This is a genomic window from Streptomyces sp. SID8352, from assembly GCF_009862265.1.
Taxonomy (GTDB): Bacteria; Actinomycetota; Actinomycetes; order Streptomycetales; family Streptomycetaceae; genus Streptomyces.
Genome location: NZ_WWGX01000111.1, coordinates 1 through 19,217, shown reverse-complemented (window position 1 = coordinate 19,217; position 19,217 = coordinate 1). Strand labels below are relative to the sequence as shown.

General features: G+C 71.0%; 16 protein-coding genes and 2 pseudogenes. 8 read left to right on the top strand and 10 right to left on the bottom strand.

Annotated elements, in window-relative coordinates; all coding sequences use genetic code 11:
- Positions 1 to 178 precede the first annotated feature (178 nt).
- Positions 179 to 1,051, bottom strand: a complete 873-nt coding sequence (locus GTY84_RS31805) for an SAM-dependent methyltransferase (protein WP_237532891.1) — start codon at positions 1,049 to 1,051, stop codon at positions 179 to 181.
- A gap of 780 nt (positions 1,052 to 1,831) precedes the next feature.
- Here GTY84_RS31805 and GTY84_RS31800 point away from each other — a divergent pair.
- From GTY84_RS31800 to GTY84_RS31785, 4 genes are all read left to right on the top strand, one after another.
- Positions 1,832 to 3,370, top strand: coding sequence for a 3-hydroxyacyl-CoA dehydrogenase (locus GTY84_RS31800; protein WP_237532882.1), 1,539 nt, complete (start codon positions 1,832 to 1,834; stop codon positions 3,368 to 3,370).
- A gap of 30 nt (positions 3,371 to 3,400) precedes the next feature.
- Positions 3,401 to 4,612 (top strand): 5-aminolevulinate synthase, encoded by a 1,212-nt coding sequence (hemA, locus tag GTY84_RS31795; protein ID WP_161229892.1) that lies wholly within the window; start codon positions 3,401 to 3,403, stop codon positions 4,610 to 4,612.
- Between the two features lie 97 nt (positions 4,613 to 4,709).
- Positions 4,710 to 5,918 (top strand): MFS transporter, encoded by a 1,209-nt coding sequence (locus GTY84_RS31790; RefSeq protein ID WP_161229891.1) that lies wholly within the window; start codon positions 4,710 to 4,712, stop codon positions 5,916 to 5,918.
- Positions 5,911 to 7,185, top strand: a complete 1,275-nt coding sequence (locus GTY84_RS31785) for a beta-ketoacyl-[acyl-carrier-protein] synthase family protein (RefSeq protein WP_161229890.1) — start codon at positions 5,911 to 5,913, stop codon at positions 7,183 to 7,185. The genes GTY84_RS31790 and GTY84_RS31785 overlap by 8 nt, the downstream gene beginning before the upstream one ends.
- A 53-nt stretch (positions 7,186 to 7,238) precedes the next feature.
- Here GTY84_RS31785 and GTY84_RS34435 read toward each other — a convergent pair.
- From GTY84_RS34435 to GTY84_RS31760, 6 genes and pseudogenes are all read right to left on the bottom strand, one after another.
- Positions 7,239 to 7,343: pseudogene (locus GTY84_RS34435) on the bottom strand (class F sortase); the annotation flags it as partial.
- Complete coding sequence (locus GTY84_RS31780) at positions 7,319 to 8,113, bottom strand: ABC transporter ATP-binding protein (protein ID WP_161229932.1); 795 nt, start codon at positions 8,111 to 8,113, stop codon at positions 7,319 to 7,321. The gene GTY84_RS31780 and the pseudogene GTY84_RS34435, both read right to left, overlap by 25 nt.
- Before the next feature lie 122 nt (positions 8,114 to 8,235).
- Positions 8,236 to 9,195, bottom strand: coding sequence for an iron chelate uptake ABC transporter family permease subunit (locus GTY84_RS31775; RefSeq protein ID WP_161229931.1), 960 nt, complete (start codon positions 9,193 to 9,195; stop codon positions 8,236 to 8,238).
- Positions 9,196 to 9,296: 101 nt separating this feature from the next.
- Positions 9,297 to 10,277 (bottom strand): iron chelate uptake ABC transporter family permease subunit, encoded by a 981-nt coding sequence (locus tag GTY84_RS31770; protein ID WP_345943596.1) that lies wholly within the window; start codon positions 10,275 to 10,277, stop codon positions 9,297 to 9,299.
- 214 nt (positions 10,278 to 10,491) lie between these two features.
- A complete protein-coding gene (locus tag GTY84_RS31765) occupies positions 10,492 to 11,307 on the bottom strand; it encodes a siderophore-interacting protein (protein WP_161229888.1) in 816 nt (271 codons plus the stop codon).
- Positions 11,304 to 12,323: an ABC transporter substrate-binding protein gene (locus GTY84_RS31760; RefSeq protein ID WP_161229887.1), complete on the bottom strand. Its 1,020-nt coding sequence runs from the start codon at positions 12,321 to 12,323 to the stop codon at positions 11,304 to 11,306. The genes GTY84_RS31765 and GTY84_RS31760 overlap by 4 nt, the downstream gene beginning before the upstream one ends.
- A gap of 100 nt (positions 12,324 to 12,423) precedes the next feature.
- On the opposite strand from GTY84_RS31760, the gene GTY84_RS31755 reads away from it, so the two are divergent.
- The gene (locus tag GTY84_RS31755) at positions 12,424 to 13,254 is read left to right on the top strand and encodes an AraC family transcriptional regulator (RefSeq protein ID WP_202552503.1); all 831 of its coding nucleotides are present in this window, start codon (positions 12,424 to 12,426) and stop codon (positions 13,252 to 13,254) included.
- 209 nt (positions 13,255 to 13,463) lie between these two features.
- On the opposite strand, the gene GTY84_RS34430 is transcribed toward GTY84_RS31755, so the two are convergent.
- The 3 genes from GTY84_RS34430 to GTY84_RS31740 all read right to left on the bottom strand — a co-directional run bounded on the left by GTY84_RS34430 (position 13,464) and on the right by GTY84_RS31740 (position 16,331).
- Positions 13,464 to 14,291: a CoA ester lyase gene (locus GTY84_RS34430; RefSeq protein WP_161229886.1), complete on the bottom strand. Its 828-nt coding sequence runs from the start codon at positions 14,289 to 14,291 to the stop codon at positions 13,464 to 13,466.
- Positions 14,288 to 15,097 carry a hypothetical protein gene (locus tag GTY84_RS34425; RefSeq protein WP_237532881.1) on the bottom strand — a complete coding sequence of 270 codons (810 nt, stop codon included), beginning with the start codon at positions 15,095 to 15,097 and terminating at the stop codon, positions 14,288 to 14,290. The genes GTY84_RS34430 and GTY84_RS34425 overlap by 4 nt, the downstream gene beginning before the upstream one ends.
- Positions 15,098 to 15,371: 274 nt before the next feature.
- Complete coding sequence (locus tag GTY84_RS31740; protein ID WP_161229884.1) at positions 15,372 to 16,331, bottom strand: LysR family transcriptional regulator; 960 nt, start codon at positions 16,329 to 16,331, stop codon at positions 15,372 to 15,374.
- A gap of 133 nt (positions 16,332 to 16,464) precedes the next feature.
- Between GTY84_RS31740 and GTY84_RS31735 the strand changes: the two genes are divergently transcribed.
- The 3 genes and pseudogenes from GTY84_RS31735 to GTY84_RS31725 form a co-directional block, all read left to right on the top strand.
- Positions 16,465 to 17,664, top strand: coding sequence for a CaiB/BaiF CoA-transferase family protein (locus tag GTY84_RS31735; protein ID WP_161229883.1), 1,200 nt, complete (start codon positions 16,465 to 16,467; stop codon positions 17,662 to 17,664).
- Between the two features lie 86 nt (positions 17,665 to 17,750).
- On the top strand, positions 17,751 to 18,923 hold the full coding sequence (locus GTY84_RS31730; RefSeq protein WP_161229882.1) for an acyl-CoA dehydrogenase family protein: 1,173 nt from the start codon (positions 17,751 to 17,753) through the stop codon (positions 18,921 to 18,923).
- Positions 18,924 to 18,937: 14 nt separating this feature from the next.
- Positions 18,938 to 19,217 (top strand): annotated as a pseudogene (locus tag GTY84_RS31725) (electron transfer flavoprotein subunit beta); the annotation flags it as partial.

Below are 19,217 nucleotides of genomic sequence, written 5' to 3'. Positions count from 1 at the left end.
TCCACCGTTCGTACCGGGACCGCGCCCCGCGCCATGGCGACCCTCCGCAACCTCGCCATCGGCCCGCTGAAAACCATCGGAGCGACCAACATCGCCAAGACCACCCGGGCAATCCGTGACCAGCCCGAACGAGCCCTCCCACTCCCGGGCATCACCAGCAACCCCGACACTCAGGTCACTAGCGGGTGGGGACGCTCGCACGGGCGAGGACGGACAACTCGAACGGTCGGAGCGTGTCGGAACGTTCCCACTCCGCAGCGTCGATCGTCTCGCGTTGCCGGGCGTACTCGGTCGGCTGGAGCCGGTGCTCGAGCAGGAGGGCGTCCATCTGCTCGACGCTGAGGAAGGTTCGCCAGGGCTCGCCCTGCTCGGCCGCCGCCGCCATGACGCCCTCCGCGTACGACTGCCCCGCCTCGTCGCGGAGTCCGGCCGGGAGGATGTGCTCCACGATGAGCTCTGTGCCGGGTGCGAAGCCGCCGATAACGGCCAGGGTCTGCCTGATCGCCTCCGAGGTCAGGTACATCGTGACCCCGAGCCAGCTGACCAGCGCGGGTCGGCCCGGATCAAAGCCGGCCCGCGCGAGGTGACCGGTGAGTGACCGGGCGGACTCCTTCTCGAAGTCGACCGGAACGAAGGAGGCGGACGGTGGCACCGTTGTCCCCGTCTCAACCAGTAGCGCCCGCTTCCAGTCTTGGGTCGTCGGCTTGTCCACCTCGAACACCCTCACGTCGTCGGCCAGTTCCGACCGGAATGCGAAGGAGTCCAGTCCCGCGCCGAGGATCACGTACTGGTCGACGCCCCGGTCGGCCAGCTCGGCGAGTCGGTCCTCCGTGTAGCGGCTGCGGGTCACGGCCGTCGTCCGTGCGCCGGACAGGACTGGGTGCCCACCGTAGGACCGGTGGTAGCCGAGCAGTTCCTCAGCACGATCCCCCAGGAAGGTCTGCGCCAGGGGGTCGACGAAGATCGAGGGAGTCCCATCGACGAGGAGGTGTGCCGCACGGGCCGCGGCCGACATGAGAGCTGTCCGGCTGGGTTGTCCTTTGTTCATCATGACGCCGAACACTAGCCCAGGAATTAAGCATTATAGCACAAATATAAAACTTTTGGAACGGGTTCCGGGTTCGTTTTTGGTAACGACGGCTGTCCTCGCGAACCCCACCAACCCGCGGGTCGACTTCGAGAAGCGGCGACATCCCGCGTGTCCCATCCCCCGCGGGAATGCCCAACGGCCAAACAGCGCCGGACCAATTACGGGTCGACCTGCGGGGCAGAGCCACTGGCGCACGTCAGAGACGTTCCTGCGGACCTGCCGGGCTGGGCCGCTGCCCTTGGCCGACTCCGGACCATTCCCGGGCACCCCGAGGAGCCCTGCGGACCGCGGGAATCCGGCCACCGCCGACGCGCTCGCCTCGCGGCCAGCCGATCGCCACCCAGGGAACAGACCCCTACGGACGGCCACCCCACCGTCATTCCACCGAAAAGAACACGCCATGAAAGATATCGGCCAACTGGCCGACCTTTCTTTCGAAGAGGCCCTTCGGCGGCGCCCGTTCTGCCACTGATCGCGGAGGTCAGTCCTGCGCCCCGCCCGAGGCGTCGAATAGTTTCCCATGCCGTCGGTCTCCACGGCCGACCGATGGGCGATCCCCACCCGCATCAGGAAGTCGACAATGCCTCACGAACCCCCCCGCGACCCTCGATTAAGCCTCCATGAACGGCGTGTTGCACGCCCCGGCCATGGCCGAACAGGTGCATTACGCTGGCCGAAGGTACTGCCGCAGAAGGTCGGACGTCACAGCGTAAAGCCTATCCCCCGAGGAATCCTGTGAAGTTGTACGAGCAACCGGACGGACTTGTGACCGTCGTCGGAGCCGGTGCCATGGGAGCCGGGATATCCCAGGTCGCGCTCCTCGCCGGCCACCGGGTGCTCCTGCTGACCCGCCGCGCGGAGAACTCCCGCCGAGGCCGGGAGGAAATCGAGAGCCGCATCCTCCGGCTGGTCGACAAGGGGCGGCTGGACAAGGAGCAAGCGCTCGCCGCCCTGGACCGGCTCACCACCTCGGAAGAATTACCGGAAGTGGCATCGGCCGGCCTCGTCATAGAGTCCGTGCAGGAGGACATGGCGGCCAAGTCCGCACTTCTGGCGGACATCGAGAAGCATGTGGGCGAGGAAGCCGTCATCGTCACCAACACTTCCTCCCTGTCCGTGACCGCTCTCGCCGCCGGCCTGCGAAACCCGGCCCGGTTCGCGGGACTGCACTTCTTCAATCCGGCTCCCCTGATGGCGCTGGTCGAAGTGGTCTCCGCGCCGTCCACGGCCGAGCGCACCACCCGTTTCCTGCACAGGACCGCGGAACGCTGGGGAAAGACCCCGGTGCTCTCCGCCGACCTGCCCGGATTCATCGTCAACCGGGTGGCACGCCCCTTCTACGGGGAGGCGCTGCGCACCCGGGAACAGCGGGCGGCGTCACCGGCCACCATCGACGCGGTCCTCACGGGCTCGGGGGGCTTCGCCATGGGCCCCTGCGCGCTGATGGACCTCATCGGCCACGACGTCAACGAAGCGGTCACCCGGGGAGTGTGGAGCGCCTTCCACCACGACGCGCGCTTCGCCCCCTCCCTCGTCCAGCGCAAGCTGGTGGAGGCCGGGTACCTCGGCCGCAAGGCGGGCCGAGGGTTCTACGACCACGCGTCCGGCGCCGCCCGGCCCGCTCCCGACACCCGCGCCCCGGTGTCCGCACCGCCGCCGCGTCTGGTGCGTCTGCACGGTGACGCCGGGCCCGCCGGAGGACTCGTGGACGTGCTCGTCGCGGCCGGGATCGCCGTCGAGCGGGTGGCGGCCGCCGCCGGCAGCGCGCTGGACGGGATGTTCGAACTGCCCGACGGGACACTGCTGCGTCTGACCGACGGGCGTACGGCCGACCGGCACGCCCGGCGTACGGATCGTCCGGTCGCCCTCTTCGACCTGAGCCCGGACTTCGCCACCTCCTCCCGTACCGCCCTGGCGGTGAGCGGGCGAGCCTCCGAGGCCTCGCGGGACGCCGCGGTGGGCCTGTTCCAGTTGCTGGGCAAGGACGTCAGCACGGTGGACGACATCCCGGGGCTGCTGGTGTTCCGCACCGTCGCCATGCTCGTCAACATCGCGCTGGACGCGGTGGCCGACGGCCTGGCGAGCGCCGCCGACATCGACACCGCCATGCGCCTGGGCACCAACTACCCGCTGGGGCCGGTCGCCTGGGGCGAGCGGATCGGGCTGCCCTCGGTCCTCGCCCTGCTGGAGAACCTCGACGACGAACACCGGGACGGGCACTACCGCCCCTCCCCCGCACTGCGCCGCGGCGCGCTGCGCGCCGGCCCGCTCGCGGCCTGACCCCTCATGCCGGAAAGGGACACACCACCGATGCAGGCTCTGTCACACCTCGCCCGGGACGTCGCGTCGGCCAAGGAGCAGGGGCGCTACCGGACGTACCTGAATCTGGAGCGCCGCGCCGAGACGGCCCCGCGGGCCGTGCTCCACGCCGCCGACGGTCCGCGCGAGATCACCGTCTGGTGCTCCAACGACTACCTCTCGCTGAGCCACCACCCGACGGTCACCGACGCGGTCGCCGACGCGGTGCGCGGCGTGGGCCTGGGCACCGGCGGCGCGCGCAGCATCTCGGGCACCAGCACCTTCCACGAGGAACTGGAGGCCGAGCTCGTCTCGCTCTACCGCAAGGAGCGGGCGCTGCTGTTCAGCACCGGCTTCGCGGCCAACGACGCCACCCTGTCGGTGCTGGGGCGGCGCATACCCGATCTGGTGATCTTCTCCGACGAGCTGAACCACGCGTCGATCATCCAGGGCGTCCGCAACAGCGGCGCGCAGAAGAGGATCTTCCGCCACAACGACACGGGTCACCTGCGCAAGCTGCTGGAGGAGACGGACCCGGAGGCGCCCAAGCTGATCGCCTTCGAGTCCCTGTACTCCATGGAGGGCGACTTCTCCCCGATCCGGGAGATCGTGGACGTCGCCGAGGAGTTCGGCGCCCTGACCTACCTGGACGAGATCCACTCGGTCGGCATCTACGGCGAGGAGGGCTCCGGCCACGCGGAGGAGCAGGGCGTCCGCGACCGGATCACCGTCTTCCAGGGCGGTTTCGGCAAGGGGCTCGGCGGGGCCGGTGGTTACATCGCCGGGCCGGCCCCGGTCATCGACAGCGTGCGGACCTTCGCGGCCCCGTTCGTCTTCAGCACCTCCGCCCCGGCGCCGCTGGTGGCCGGCGCGCTGTCCGCGCTGCGTCTGGTCCGCCACGACTCCACCCAGCGGGACCTGCTGCGGGCGCGCGCGTCGGAGCTGAAGGAGGGACTGGCCGCGCGGGGCATCCCGGTCATCTCGCGGGACAGCCATGTGGTCCCGGTGCTCGTCGGCGACCCGCACCGCAACAAGCAGGTCAGCGCGCTGCTCCTGGGCGACCACGGCATCTACGTCCAGCCGGTGAACGCGCCGACCGTGCCCGAGGGCACCGAGCGGCTGCGCGTCACGCCCACCTCCCGTCATACGGCCGAGGACGTCCGGGCGTTCATCGAGGCGCTCGACACCGTGTGGTCGACGGCCGGTCTTCCCCGCAGCCGCTGATCGCACCGGCCGACGGCCGTCGCCCCGGCATGAGTTCCGAAACGGTTCTCGTGCCGGGGCCGCGGCCGATCCTGAACACAAGATCTCAAGGATTCCCGTGAAAAACGCCACCCCGCCCGTGCTCTGGCTGCTCGCGGTGGGCGCCTTCGCCATCGGCACGGACGCGTTCGTGATCGCCGGTGTGCTGCCGGAGATCGCGGACGGCCTCCATGTCTCCCCCGGTGCCGCCGGTCAGCTGATCACCGTGTTCTCCCTGACGTACGCGCTGTCCGCCCCGGTCAGCGCCACGATCACCGGCCGGCTCTCCCGCCGGACCGTACTGGCCTGCGGGCTGGGGGTGTTCATCGTCGGCAACGTGATCTCCGCCCTGGGCCACTCCTACGGATGGGTCGCGGCGGGCCGGTTCGTCGCCGCGCTCGGCGCCGCCTCGTACACGCCCCAGGCTTCAGCCGCCGCCGCGTCCCTGGTCCCCGAGGAGCGCAGGGGCCGGGCACTGGGCATCGTCATCGGCGGCCTGACCATGGCCACCGCGCTGGGGGTGCCGATCGGCACCTGGATCGGCGGGCTGGCGGGCTGGCGGGCCACGCTGTGGGCGGTCGCCGCGCTGGGCGCGGTCGCGCTGCCGGGGGTCCTGATGCTGCCCAGGCTGGAGCCCGCGGGCAGGCACCCGCTGGCCGAACGGCTCGCGGGCCTGCGCAACCCGGCCGTCCTGATCACCCTGTCGGTCACCCTCCTCGCCGTCACCTCCGAGCACGTGGTCTACACGTACATCGGCCCGGTGCTCCAGGACGCCACCCACGGCGGACGGGCGCTGTCGGTGCTGCTGTTCGTCTTCGGCGTCGGCGCCGTCGCGGGCAACGCCATCGCCGGGATCGCCACCGACCGGCTGGGAAACCGGGCGGTGCTCCTGCTCGCCGTCGGCGGCATGGCGGTGGACCTGGCCCTGCTGCCGCTGTGGTCCGGGTCCCTGATCGGGGCCGGTGTCGCACTGTTCGTCTGGGGCGCCACGGGATGGATGTACCTCGTGCCCCAGCAGCACCGGCTGCTTTCGTTCAGCGAGGCGAGCGGCCCCTTCACCGTGGCGCTCAACAGCTCCGCCCTGTATCTGGGCATCGCCATCGGCGGTGCGGTCGGCGGCCTCCTCGTCAACACCTGGGGCCCCGGGTCGACCGCCGTGCCCGCCTTCGTCCTCGCGGCCGTCGCCGTCGCCGTCGCGGCCCTCACCTACGGACGTCCGACCCCCACCGGTCCGGCGCGGGAGACACACAGTGATCCCGCGCGGCAAGGAGTTTCCGACGATGCCTGACCGACCTGCCGACGACCCCGTCGTCATCACCGGGATGGGCACCATGCTGCCCGGTACCGGATCGCCCGCGGAATTCTGGCGGCACGTCTCGGGCGGGCGCTCCCAGATCGGGGCCCTCACCCGGTTCGACGGTCCCGCCGAGGGGCTGCCCGTGCACGCGGCGGCCGAGATACGCGACTTCGACCACACCGCCCGCCTGCCCGGCCTCGACCCCTCCCACGCCCGCAAGTACAGCCGGGAGATCCTGATCGCGATGTCCGCGCTCGTCCAGGCCCGCGACGACGCGGGCCTGGGCCAGGGGGATGTCGATCCTCGGCGGCTCAGCGTGGTCTTCTCCTCGTCGCGCGGCCCGCTCTCCTGGTGGCAGCCGGTGCTGCGCGGCGAGGACCCGACGGCGTACGACGACAAGGGCGCCATGTTCCGCGGGCTGCCCGGCACCCCGGCCAGCCTGGCCGCCATCCACACCGGGGCGCGGGGCCTCGTCACGACGGTCAGCAACGCCTGCGTCGGCGGCCACCAGGCCATCGGCCTGGCCCTGCGGGAGCTGCGGACGGGCGGCAGCGACGCCGTCCTGGTCGGCGGCCACGAGTTCCCCATCCTGCCCGAGGTGGCGCATTGCTACCGGGCGCTGGGCAGCGGTGTGCTCTCCACGGAGTCCGAGGACCCGTCCCGCGCGGTGCGCCCCTACAGCGCCGACCGCGAGGGGTTCGCCCTCGGCGAGGGCTCCGTGGTGCTGTGTCTGGAACGGGAGTCGACCGCGCTGCGGCGCGGGGCCCGGGTGTACGCCCGTGTCCTCGCCCACGCCTCGATGAACGAGGCCGGCCACCCCACCACCATGGATCTGACCGGCAAGGTCACCGCCGGTCTGGTGGTGGAGGCCCTGGAGGAGGCCGGGCGTCGCCCGGACGAGGTGGGCTACTTCTGCGCCCACGGGACCGCGACCCGTTACAACGACCTCGCCGAGAGCCGGGCCCTGCGCGCGCTGTATCCCGGCCGCGGCCTCGGGGCGTTGCCCCCGATCAGCTCCAACAAGCCGATCTACGGGCACACCTTCGGCCTGGCCGGGATCATCAACGCCGCCTCCACCGCTTTGATGCTGCACCACCAGCGGCTGGCGCCGACTGCCAATCTGACGACGCCCGACCCGGAGTGCGACCACGACCACGTGGCGGAGGGCGCCCGCGACACCTCGTTCGATCTCGCGGTGTCCATGTCGTTCGCCTTCGGGAGCCAGACGTCGGTGCTGGCGATGGGGGCGGCGGCCTGAGATCCGCGCCCCGGCCACCCCGGCGTGCCCCGTTGGCGGAACGTCCCGCCGGCGGTGCCCGTCGGGCAGGCGGCGACCACCACGTTCGTCGTGCGGGCGCCCGGCGCCCGGTCGAAGGTGCCGCCGCAGGTGATCAGGCGCGGCTCGGGGCGGCCGGGTCGCGCGACAGCCCGGGGATCACGAGTGGAGTCCCGGTCACCGGGTCCGGGACGATCAGGTTCGGCAGTCCGAGGACTTCCTCGATCAGAACCGTGTCCACGATGTCCGCCGGCGGGCCCTCCGCATGGACGCGGCCGTCCCTCATGGCCACGAGGTGGTCGGCGAACCGGCATGCCTGGTTGATGTCATGGAGCACCGCGATGACGGTGCGACCGCTGTCGCGCAGCGTGGCGAGCAGCGACAGCAGTTGGTACTGATGGGCGAGGTCCAGGTACGTCGTCGGCTCGTCGAGCAGCAGATACGGCGTCTCCTGCGCCAGCGCCATCGCGATCCAGACCCGCTGGCGCTGGCCCCCGGAGAGCCGCGCGACCGGGCGGTCCGCCAGCTCGGTCACCCCGGCCGCCGCCATCGCCTCCCGTACGGCCCGGGCGTCGGCGGCCGTCGTGACGGAGAACGCCGAACGGTGCGGGAAGCGTCCACGCGCGACGAGCTGCCGTACCAGCAGGCTCTCCGGGGCCGTGAGTTCCTGCGGAAGGAAGCCGATCTGCCGGGCGAGCGCCTTCGGCTGGTACGTCTCCATCGCGCGACCGTCGAGGAACACCGCGCCGGCTGACGGCTTGAGCAGCCGGACGAAGGCGCGGAGGAGGGTCGACTTCCCGGAGGCGTTGGCGCCGACGATGGCGGTGAACGCGCCGTCCGGGATGTCCAGGGTGAGGTGGGTGGAGATCGTCCGGTCGCCGTAGGCGAGGGTGATGTCACGCGCCGTCAGCCGCGCTCCGGCGGCAGGTGTCCCGGTGCCGGTCGAGGCTGCCGTTCGGGGCGCCGTCGGGGATTCGGCCGGGACATCGGATTCGGTCGGGGCAGGGGATTCGGTCGGGACGTCGGACTCGGTCACGGGCGGTTGACTTCCTTGATGAGCAGCCAGAGGAGGTAGAGACCGCCGATCGCGGTCGTCACCGCGCCGACCGGCAGTGCGATCGGGGCGATCAGGGTCTGTGCGATCAGATCGGCGGCCAGGAGCAGCACCGCGCCGGTCAGCGCCGCCGGTGCCAGCGGCACTCCGGGCGCTCTGGTGAGGCGTCGTCCGATCTGCGGCGCGGCGAGCGCGATGAACGCGATCGGACCGGCGACCGCGGTCACGGTGGCGGTGCAGCAGACCCCCGCCGCGATCGTCAGGAGCCGGTGACGGTTCAGGCTGACTCCCGTGGTGACCGCGAGGTCGTCGCCGAGCCCGGTCTGGTGCATGGCGCGGGACACGGTGGCGAGCAGGGTCGCGAGCGCCGCGGCGATGGCCAGCGGGAGGGTCAGGTCGTCCCAGCCGATCCCGTTGAGGGAGCCCGCGCCCCAGCCGGACACGGCGAGGGCGACGTCCAGCTCGGCCCGGAGCACGATCCAGGCGTTGAGGGCGGTGAGCATCGCGTTCACACCGATGCCGATCACGATGAGCCGCAGGCCGCTGAGTCCGGACCGCAGTGACAGCAGCAGGATGACCGTCGCCGTGAGCAGCCCGCCCGCGACCGAGCCGAGGGCGAGCTGGGCGGAGGTTCCACCGAGGACCGTGATCGAGACCAGCGCGCCGGTGTACGCCCCGGTGTCGAGGCCGATCACGTCCGGGCTGCCGAGCGCGTTACGGGTGAGATTCTGGAAGACGGCTCCCGCGCAGCCCAGCAGCGCGCCGAAGACACCGGCGGCGGTGGTGCGGGGCAGCCGCCATTCGCGGACGACGATCACCGATTCCCCCTGCCCGGCGAGCGCGCTCAGTGCCTCTGCCGGGGTGCTCCAGGTGTCGCCCCGGCAGAGTCCGGCCACGAAGAGCACCAGCAGCACCCCGAGGAGCGCGCTCGCGCCCAGGACCGTACGCCGTTCGAGGCCGAACGGCGTACGGGACTCCTCGTGCGCGGAAGGGGCGGGGGTGTCGGGGGAAAGGGCCGTCAAGGGAGGGTTCGTGCGTGTCACAGTGCCTCCGCCCCATGGCGGTGGGCGCTCCAGATGAGCACCGGAGCGCCGACGAACGCGGTCACGACGGACACGGGCACCTCACCGGTCGTGAGCAGCACCCGTGCCGCGATGTCCGAAACCAGCAGCAGGACCGGCCCCAGGACCATGGAATACGCCATCAGCCACGGCACCGATCCGCCGGCCGGCCGCCGGACCAGGTGCGGGACCATCAGGCCAAGAAAGGCGATCGGTCCGGCCACGGCCGTCGCCGCGCCCGCGAGCAGGGTGATGACGGCGAGTACGGCGAGCCGGGAGCGCACGACATGGATGCCGAGCGCGTGGGCCACGTCCTCCCCGAGCGACAGGGCGTTCAGCGGCCGGGTGAGCGCCATCGCGCAGACCAGGGCCACGACGATCGTCACTGCCGGCAGCGTGAGCGGGAGCTGTTCGCGGCCCGCCAGCGAGCCGACGGCCCAGAACCGGAAGTGGTCGAAGGCGTCCGGCAGCGTCAGCCGCAGCCCCAGGGAGATCCCCGCGAGTACGGAGCTGAGAGCGACGCCCGCGAGGACCAGCCGCAGCGGAGCCGTCCGGCCGACGGCCTGGACCACGAGAGCGGCGAGCAGCGAACCGATGAGCGCGAGCCCCAGTTGTGCGGCCTGGGAGCCCGCGAGCCCGAACACGGTGCCGAGCGTGATGGCGAACCCGGCTCCGGCGGTCACTCCGAGGATGCCCGGCTCGGCCAGCGGGTTACGGGTCAGTGTCTGCATCAGCGCGCCCGCGGCGGCGAGGGCCGCGCCCGCGCAGATCCCCAGGATCGTCCTGGGCACCCGGATGCCGCGGACGATCAGATGGTCGTCCGTGCCGGCATACCCGGTGAAGGCCCGCCACACCTCGCCGGGCGGGACCGTGTGGGATCCCATGCTCACACTCGCGACCGCGACGACGACGAGCAGACCGAGAGCGGCGAGCAGGAACGCGGTTCTGGGCAGGGCCACGGCTTCTCCCAGGGGCGGCCTGTCCCGCGGGGGCGCCTCTTCGCCCTGCGGGGACGCCCCTGTCCGGGTGCCGTCGGACATCCTCGTTCCACCGGCTCGGTCCGTGCTCCCGGAGACCGGTGAAGACGCGGGCCCGTACGGTTCCGGCTCACCGACAGGGCCCGTGTCCCCCGGTGCTCCCGTGGACGAGCGCGTGTACACCCGTCCCGGTGGATCAGTCATCAAGGCCGGCGACACCGCGCTTCCAGTACCCGGTGAACAGCGCGTCGAGGCGGCCCCTGGCCCAGGCGCGCAGCGGTTTGATGTCATCCGCCTCGCCTGCGGCGAACAGGAACACGCCCGTCGGGGGAAGGTCGAGGGCTTCGACCGTGGCCGCGAGACGGGAGCGGTTCCTCTCCCGTACGAGCCGGGTGAACTCCACCCCGGCGCGCGGGGCGAGCGGATAGGCGTGCTCATCCGCGTGCTCGGTCTCGATCACGAAGTGGGCCGAGACCCCGCTCGGGGACTCCTCCAGCCAGCGCGCGGCGGCTGGGAGCGCGGTGGCGTCGACCGCGAAGACATAGTGGTCGTAGGTGTGCGGGAACGCCTTCGCTCCCGGTGGTCCGGCGATCGAGACCTGATCGCCCGGTTCGGCGGCGAGGGCCCACTCGGACGCGGTTCCGCCCGGATGGAGCACGAAGTCCAGGTCCAGTTCGCCGGACTCGGCGTCAAACCGCCGGACGGTGTACTTCCGGGCGGTGGGCAGCGGGCGCGGCCAGTCGAGCATCAGCCGGTCGTTGGCGACCGGGAGCCGGAGGGTGCCGTCCGGATCGGGGAAGACGATCATGACGTGATCGTCGGCCTGGTAGCTGTGAAACCCGTTGAGAGAGGGGCCGCCGAGGGTGAGCCGCACCATGCGGGGGCTCACCTGCTCCTTGCGGAGCAGCGGCACGGTGCGTATGCCGATCGGATAGCCGATCCGCACGGTGCCGCTGCCCGACCGGTGGTGCGCGGCGACCCGCTCGCGCGGATTGAGGCGTTCGATGCTCATCGGTCGAGCAGCGGCGCGAGCGCCTTGTCGGTGGCTTCGAGCGTCTTGACCGCCGAGGCGTAGGTGGCGGCTTCCGTGAAGGCCAGCGGGAAGACCTTCCCGGCCTTGACCGCGGGCAGGTTCTTCCACAGTTCGGAGTCGAGCACGTACTGCACGGGCTCGCTCACCGAGCCGTCGTCCTCCACGGTGTAGGTGATGACGTCCGCGTCGCCGAGGCTCGCGGGAAGCTCCTCGATGGAGGGGAACTCGCTGACGTCGAGCGCGCCGCCTCCCTTCTCCTTCACCCGGCCGTAGTACGTCACTCCGATGTCCTGGGCGATGTTGGTGCCCCAGGACTGGGCGAACTCACGGTGGAAGGTCCCCTTGGCGACATCGCCGTAGGCCCCGACATGGCCGAAGTCCACTCCCTTGAGGGCCCCGGCGTACTTCGCGGCCAGCTCGGCCGCCTTCTTCTCGTACGCGGCGCGGCCCTGCTCGAAGTGGTCGAGCCTGCCCGCGGCGTCTGCCTGCCGCTTGGAGAGTTCACGCCAGGCGGAGGGGACGGTGGGGCCGATGGCAACGACGGGGGCGATGGACTCCAGACGCTTGACGTCGATGTCGGCCATGACCGGCTTGGGCACGCCGATGACGATGAGGTCCGGCTTGGTGCTCGCGATGGCCTCGTAGTTCGTCTCCGCCGCGAGGGCGCCCGCGACCTTCTTCAGGCCCTTGTAGGTGGCGAGGTCGTCCTTGTCCATCATCGCCAGGCCCCGGTCCCACGTGGAGATGCCGACCAGATCGGCACCGGCCTCGATCAGGACCGGGACGGCGTAGCCGGTGGCGACGACCCGCTTGGGGTCGACCGGGATCTCGACACTGCCGTTGTCGGCGGCGAACACACGGGTCTTGACCGCGTCACCGGACTTCCCGCCGGAGCCCGAGCCGGACGTGCCGCAGCCGGCCAGCAGGGCGATCGAGAGCGTCGCCGCTCCGGCGATGAGAGCGCGTGACGGACCGCGCGAGGGGCGAGAGGACATGAGGGCGTTCCTTAGGGCTGCACAAGTGGTGCGGATATCGGCGAATCACCCGGAAACCCCGGGCTGCCCAGTTAGGTTAGCCTTACTTAAAATCCTTTTGATGTCGATGAGAGGTCACCTCATGTCGATCACAGGACCCAGCGGTACGGATCCTGCCCGCTGCGACGAGTACGCCTACGGCCTCGGCGACCCCGCCGGCATCCTCGTGCTGCGGTACCGCTCCGCCGGGGCCCTGGAGTTCGGCACGAGCCGCCAGGACTTCCTCCATCAGCTCTACTGGTCGCCGGACGGCGTGCTGTCGACCGCGTACGGTCGGCACAGCGGCTTCGTGGGACCGCAGGAGGCGTTGTGGTCCGAGCGCGCCGTCGCCCACGAGGTGCGGGCCGCCGACCGGCAGACCGTGTACCGGATCTGTCTGCGCCAGGTGCCCGAAGCACTGGCCGAACTGCGCATCGGCCCCGTGACCGTCGGAGGGGAGGCGGCCCGGCTCATTGAGACGATCGCCTCCCCCGGCTTCGGGGAGAGCGAGGCGCTCATCGCGCGGCAGCGGATCCTGGCGGACCTTCATCCCTCCCCTGAGGACGTCGCCGATCCGCGCGCCCTCGGTCTCGGCCACGCGCTGGCCGTCACGCGGCTGATGTCCCACGATCCCGGCGACGCCACCCGGCTCGACGAGTGGGCCGCACGGCTCCACATCAGCGTGAAGAGCCTGCAGAGGGACTTCCTGCGCGAGTTCGGCACCTCGTACACCCACTGGCGCACCGGGCTCCGGCTGCGGGCTGCCCGCGTGCTGCTGGGCAGCGAACCGGTCGCCACGGTCGCCCGCCGCGTCGGATACGCGAGCCCGTCGGCCTTCGTCGTGGCGTTCACGAAGGAGTACGGGCAGACGCCCGGCCGGTACGTCCGCGCCCTGCGGGACGACGGACGCTGATCCCCTGTCGCCGTGCTGCCCGGCGCCATCCGCGTGCTCCCCGGACCGTATCCACGGTGGGCCTCGCCGCGCGGGTCGCCCGCCCCGGCTGTTCCCGCGCCCCGCTCGGCGCGGCCCCTCGCCGGTGATCGAGGGATTCGGCGCCGTGGCCGGGTCGCGGTGGCCGGGCACCTCCGCCCTGGCTCGGCGAGAGCCCGGGGGGGCGCCCGTCAGGGCGGGGTGTGCGGCTCGCCGGCCGCCGCGAGGAGGCGGCGGGCGCGCTCCAGCACAGGCCTGTCGATCATCTGTCCGTCGATGGTGGTGACGGCCTCCTCGGCGCCGAGGACGGCGCGGGCCCAGTCGAGTTCCTGCGGCGAAGGCCCGAACTGCTCTCCGGTGAGCGCCAGTTGGGAGGGATGGATGCAGAGCTTCGCGGTGAACCCCAGCCGCCGGGCGTGGGCGATGTCCACGCGGAGCACGTCGATGTCCCGTACGGCGGTGCTGACACCGTCGATCGGAGGGGCGATTCCGGCGGCCGCGGAGGCGACGACGACGCGGGAGCGGGAGTAGGCCAGGGCGGCGTGATCGTCGTGGGCGACGCCGAGCTGCGCGGCGAGGTCCACGTTCCCGAAGGCGGCGCGGACGACTCCGGTGGTGGCGCACACTTCGCGGGCCCGTTCCACGCCGAGAGCCGTCTCGATCAGGGCGATCAGATCGCAGCGCCCTGCCGCACGGGCGGCAACCCCGGCTAGCTCAGCGGGGTTCTCGGCCTTCGGCACCATGACGGGGCAACCGTGTTCCACGGCCGTGTCCAGGTCGGCTTCCGACCAGGGTGTCCCCCGTGCGTTGATCCGTACGACAGCCTGGTTGCCCTGCGCGAGCCAGGCGCTGGCGTGTTCGCGGGCGGTCTCCTTGTCGTCCGGGGCGACGGCGTCCTCAAGGTCGATGATGACCAGGTCGGCCCCGGAGGCCGACGCCTTGTCGAAGCGGTCGGGCCGGCTGCCCGGCACGAAGAGCAGGTTCCTGGCGGTGGCGATGCGATCGCGGGCGGCGGTCAAGCGAAGATCACCTCGGAGGTGGCGTGCTGCGCCCGGCGGTGGGTGGCAACGCTCAGTCGGGCGCCGTCGCCGGTCGGGGTGCCGTGGAGCGCGAAGTGCTCGCCGGTGAAGACCGGGTGCCGGAGCCGGTAGGAGTGGGCGCGGATCTGGCGTGTCGGCGCGTGCAGGCGGGGCAGTTCGAGCATCAGCAGCGCGAGCAGCGGGCCGTGGACGACGGGGGCCGGGTAGCCCTCCTCCTCGCGGCAGTACGGGGCGTCGTAGTGGATGCGGTGCGTGTTCGCGGTCAGAGCGCTGAAGCGGAACAACAGGCGCGTGTCGGGGTGGTACGGAAGCCGCCACTGCGCGCCGGACTCGGGGATGCCGGTTTCGTCGAGCACCTCGGGATGCCGGCCCTTGCTGCGCCCGGAGCGGTAGACGATGTCCTGTTCCTCGACGAGGCGGATGCGCCCGTCCTGCCGGAACTCGCGCCGCTCGGTGACGAAGAGCATCTCCCCGGTGCGGCCGTGCTTGACGGTCACCGCGCTCAGGCTGCTGACGCGCTCGGTGGGTCTGCCGAGGCGGAGCGGTTCGGTGATCTCGCATCGGCCACCGGCCCACATGCGCTGCCGGGCCGGCACGGGCGGGAGGAAGTGTCCGTGCAGCGGGTGGCCGTCGGGGCCGAGTTCACTCCGGGCCGGCCAGTTGAGGAAGTACAGCCAGTGCCACAGCGGTGGAAGCGGGTCGCCCGCCCCGGCGACGGGCTCGGGGAGGTCCAGTACCGCGGAGAGCGCCGCAACCGGCCCCGTGTGCAGCGTGTCCTCGTCCATCACCGGAGAGGGATCCCACGTCTCCACATACGAGCCGAGCGTCGGATTCCCGGGACGGGCGGGGGAAGGAGGTGGCATCGGGAGCCTCCGGGCGTGAGTGGGGACGATTCCTGCAGCGGGTGGTCAGGGCCTGCGCGGAGCACGGAGCCTCGGCAGGCCGGCCCCTTCATCATGATCCCTGATGTTCACGATGAGGAAATAGAAAATTGTGATCCGAGTATGACCTGTCCGCATGACGGCACCGGCCTCCACACCGGAGGTCCGGAGTCCGCCCTCACGGCCGCCGGGAGTCGTCGGGGCCGTCCCCCGCGGACAGTTCGGCCGATGGCCACTTCCCCAGCTCCACGGCGGACTCGATCTGCCGCACCAGTTCCTGCGCGACGACCTTCACGGCCGGCGGTGTGCGCTGGAACCTGGGCGCGCACAGCACGATGGAGCGACGCACCTCGGGCTCGCTCAACGGCGCGGCACTGACCGTGCCGCGCCTGGCGTCCTCCGCGATCCCCAGACCCGGCAGTACCGTCCAGCCGTGCCCCGCGCGCACAAGGCGCTTCTGCACCCGCATCGAGTTGGTCTCCGCGATGACGTTCAAGTCGGCTCCGGCGCGCGCGGCCGCCGCGTCGATCAGGTTGCGCAGGGCGTGTCCCGGCGTCGGCATCACCAGGGGGTTCTGCCCCACCTGCGCGAAGGGGACCGGGCGGTCGTCGCGCAGACCGGCGGAGGCCGGGGCCACGGCCCACAGCCGCTCCCGGACCAGCGGACGGGCGTTGAGGGAGGGTGTGCTGGCCAGGTTGTAGAGGAGCGTCAGGTCCAGGTCCCCGTCGTCCAGCCATTGCTGGAGATGCCCCGAGTAGGCCGTCAGCAGTCGGAGCCTGACGTCGGGGTGACGGCGGGCGACCGCCGACACGAGCGGCTCGGCCAGAAGATCGGTCGTGCTCGACAGGAGTCCGAGGGTGACGATGCCCGTCACCCTGCCGGGGGTGGGCTGCACCTCGGCCCGGGCCCGCTCCAACTCCGCCAGGGCCCGCCGTGCGCGGTCCACCATGACTGATCCGGCCTCGGTCAGGCGCATTCCCTGACCCGTCCGCTCGAAGAGGGACGTGCCGAGTTCCTCCTCCAAGGTGCGGATCTGCCGGGTGACAGCGGGCTGGACCAGGTGCAGCAGTTCCGCTGCCCGCGTCACGCTGCCGACCTCAGCCACCGTGACGATCGCCCTGAGCTGCTTGATGTCCATGTCGTCCTCGCCGTCGCCGTCTCTTCGGCCGCCATCCGGAGCACGTATACGGCCATCAACAAATTCTATTTCTCATAGCTCACCATTACGTCTCATGATTGTGCCACGTTCTGCACTTCCCAGGAGTGACTCAATGGCCGAGCGCCGTGAAGACCTGCCGTTCGCCGGCATCACCGTCGTCAGCATCGAGCAGGCGGTGGCAGCTCCGTTCGCCACCCGCCAGCTCGCCGACCTGGGCGCCCGGGTGATCAAAGTGGAGCGCCCCGGCGGCGGCGACTTCGCCCGCCGCTATGACACGACCGTCCACGGCCAGTCGAGCTATTTCGTGTGGCTCAACCGTTCCAAGGAATCCGTGACGCTCGACCTGAAGTCGGAGGCCGGCCGGGCGATTCTGGAACAACTGCTGGGCGAGGCCGACGTGTTCGTCCAGAACCTCGCCCCCGGCGCCGCCGCCCGCATGGGCCTGAGCCCGGACGCCCTCGGCGAACGCTTCCCCTCCTTGATCCCCTGCACCATCTCCGGCTACGGAACCACGGGCCCCTGGGCCGATCGGAAGGCGTACGACCTGCTGGTGCAGTGCCAAACGGGCCTCGTGTCACTGACGGGCAACGAACACGGCGCCGCACGCGTCGGCGTGTCGATCGCCGACATCTCGGCCGGGATGTACGCCTACTCGGGCATCCTCACCGCTCTGTTCAAGCGGGCGACCACGGGAGAGGCCCGAGCCGTGGAGGTGTCCCTGTTCGAGGCACTGGCCGAGTGGGTCAGCCAGCCTGCCCACTACACCCGTCACGGAGGCACACAGCCGCCCCGCATCGGCACCCAGCACGCGACCATCGCCCCGTACGGCGCCTACCCCGCGGCGGACGGCAGGGCCGTGCTGTTCACGGTGCAGAACGAGCGGGAGTGGGCCGCCCTGTGCGAGCGGTTCCTCCGGCGGCCCGATCTCATCGAGGACAAGCGCTTCGCCACCATGTCCGACCGGGTGGCCCACCGGGACCAGCTGAACGGGATCATCGGCGAACGCTTCAGCCGGCTCGACAGCGGCGAGGCGATGACGCTCCTGGACGGTGCGGGTATCGCCAACTCCGGCGTCAACGACATCGACGACTTCCTGGCCCATCCCGTGCTCGAAGGGCGCGGCCGCTGGCAGGACGTACGGATTCCCGGAGGGACGACGATCCCCGCGCTCGTGCCCCCGGCCGATCTGGCCGGAATCCCCCCGCGTATGGGCCCTGTGCCCTCCGAGGGGGAACACACGGAGAGCATCCTCGGCGAGCTGGGATACGGCACGGCCGAGATCGAGCGCCTGCGTACCGACGGCGTCATCTGAAACCCCCGCGGCTCCCCGTGGCACCACGTCCGCCACACCGACACCGACTCCCACTCCCACTCACTACTTTCCAGGAGCAAGAAGGCATGGGCACTCTGGACATCCTCTCCGAGGACGAACAGTTCATCGTCAAGACCGTCCAGGAGTTCGTCGACAAGGAGGTGAAACCGGTCGTCCAGGAACTGGAGCACGGCAACGTCTACCCCGAGGACCTGATCGAGCGGATGAAGCGGCTCGGCATCTACGGCCTCGCCGTCCCTGAGGAGTACGGCGGCACCCCGGTCTCCGTGCCCTGTTACGTCCTGGTCACCGAGGAACTGGCGCGCGGCTGGATGAGCCTCGCCGGCGCGATGGGCGGCCACACGGTGGTCGCCAAGCTCCTCGCGCTCTTCGGCACCGAGGAGCAGAAGAGCCGCTGGCTGCCGAAGCTGGCCACGGGTGAGGTCCGCGCGACCATGGCGCTCACCGAGCCGGCCGGCGGCTCGGATCTCCAGGCCATGCGCACGGTCGCCCGCAGGAGCACCGATGGCGACGGCTACGTGGTCAACGGATCGAAGACCTGGATCACCAACTCCCGGCGCTCCGGCCTGATCGCCCTGCTGTGCAAGACCGACCCGGATGCCAGCCCCACCCACCGGGGCATCTCGATCCTGCTCGTTGAACACGGACCCGGCCTCACCGTCTCCCGCGACCTGCCCAAGCTCGGCTACAAGGGCGTGGAGAGCTGTGAACTGGCCTTCGACGGCTACAGGGCGCCGGCCGACGCCCTGCTCGGCGCGGTCGAGGGCAAGGGCTTCAGCCAGATGATGAAGGGACTGGAGACCGGACGTCTTCAGGTCGCCGCCCGTGCTCTCGGCGTCGGCCGCGCCGCGCTGGAGGACTCACTCGCCTACGCCCAGGAGCGGGAGTCGTTCGGCAAGCCCATCTGGCAGCACCAGTCCGTCGGAAACTACCTCGCGGACATGGCCACCTCGCTCACGGCCGCCCGTCAGCTGACCCTGTACGCCGCCCGGGAGGCGGAGGCTGGCCGCCGGGTCGACATGGAAGCGGGGATGGCGAAGCTGTTCGCCTCCGAGACCGCCATGCAGATCGCGCTCAACGCCGTCCGGATCCACGGCGGTTACGGCTATTCGACGGAGTTCGACGTCGAACGCTATTTCCGTGACGCCCCGTTGATGATCGTCGGTGAGGGCACCAACGAGATCCAGCGGAACGTCATCGCAAGCCAGCTCGTCAAGCGTGGAGGTGTGGACGCGTGAAGATCCTCGTCACCGTGAAGTACGTGCCCGACGCGACTGGCGAGCGGGGCTTCGCCGATGACCTGACCGTCGACCGCGACGATGTGGACGGTCTGCTCTCGGAGCTGGACGAGTANGCGGTCGAGCAGGCCCTCCAGATCGCGGAAGCCCGTCGGGAGGCGGGTGACGATGTGGAGATCACCGTCCTCACGATGGGCCCGGAGGACGCGAGGGACGCCCTGCGCAAGGCGCTGTCGATGGGCGCGGACAAGGCGGTCCATGTCGAGGACGACGACCTGCACGGCACCGACGCCC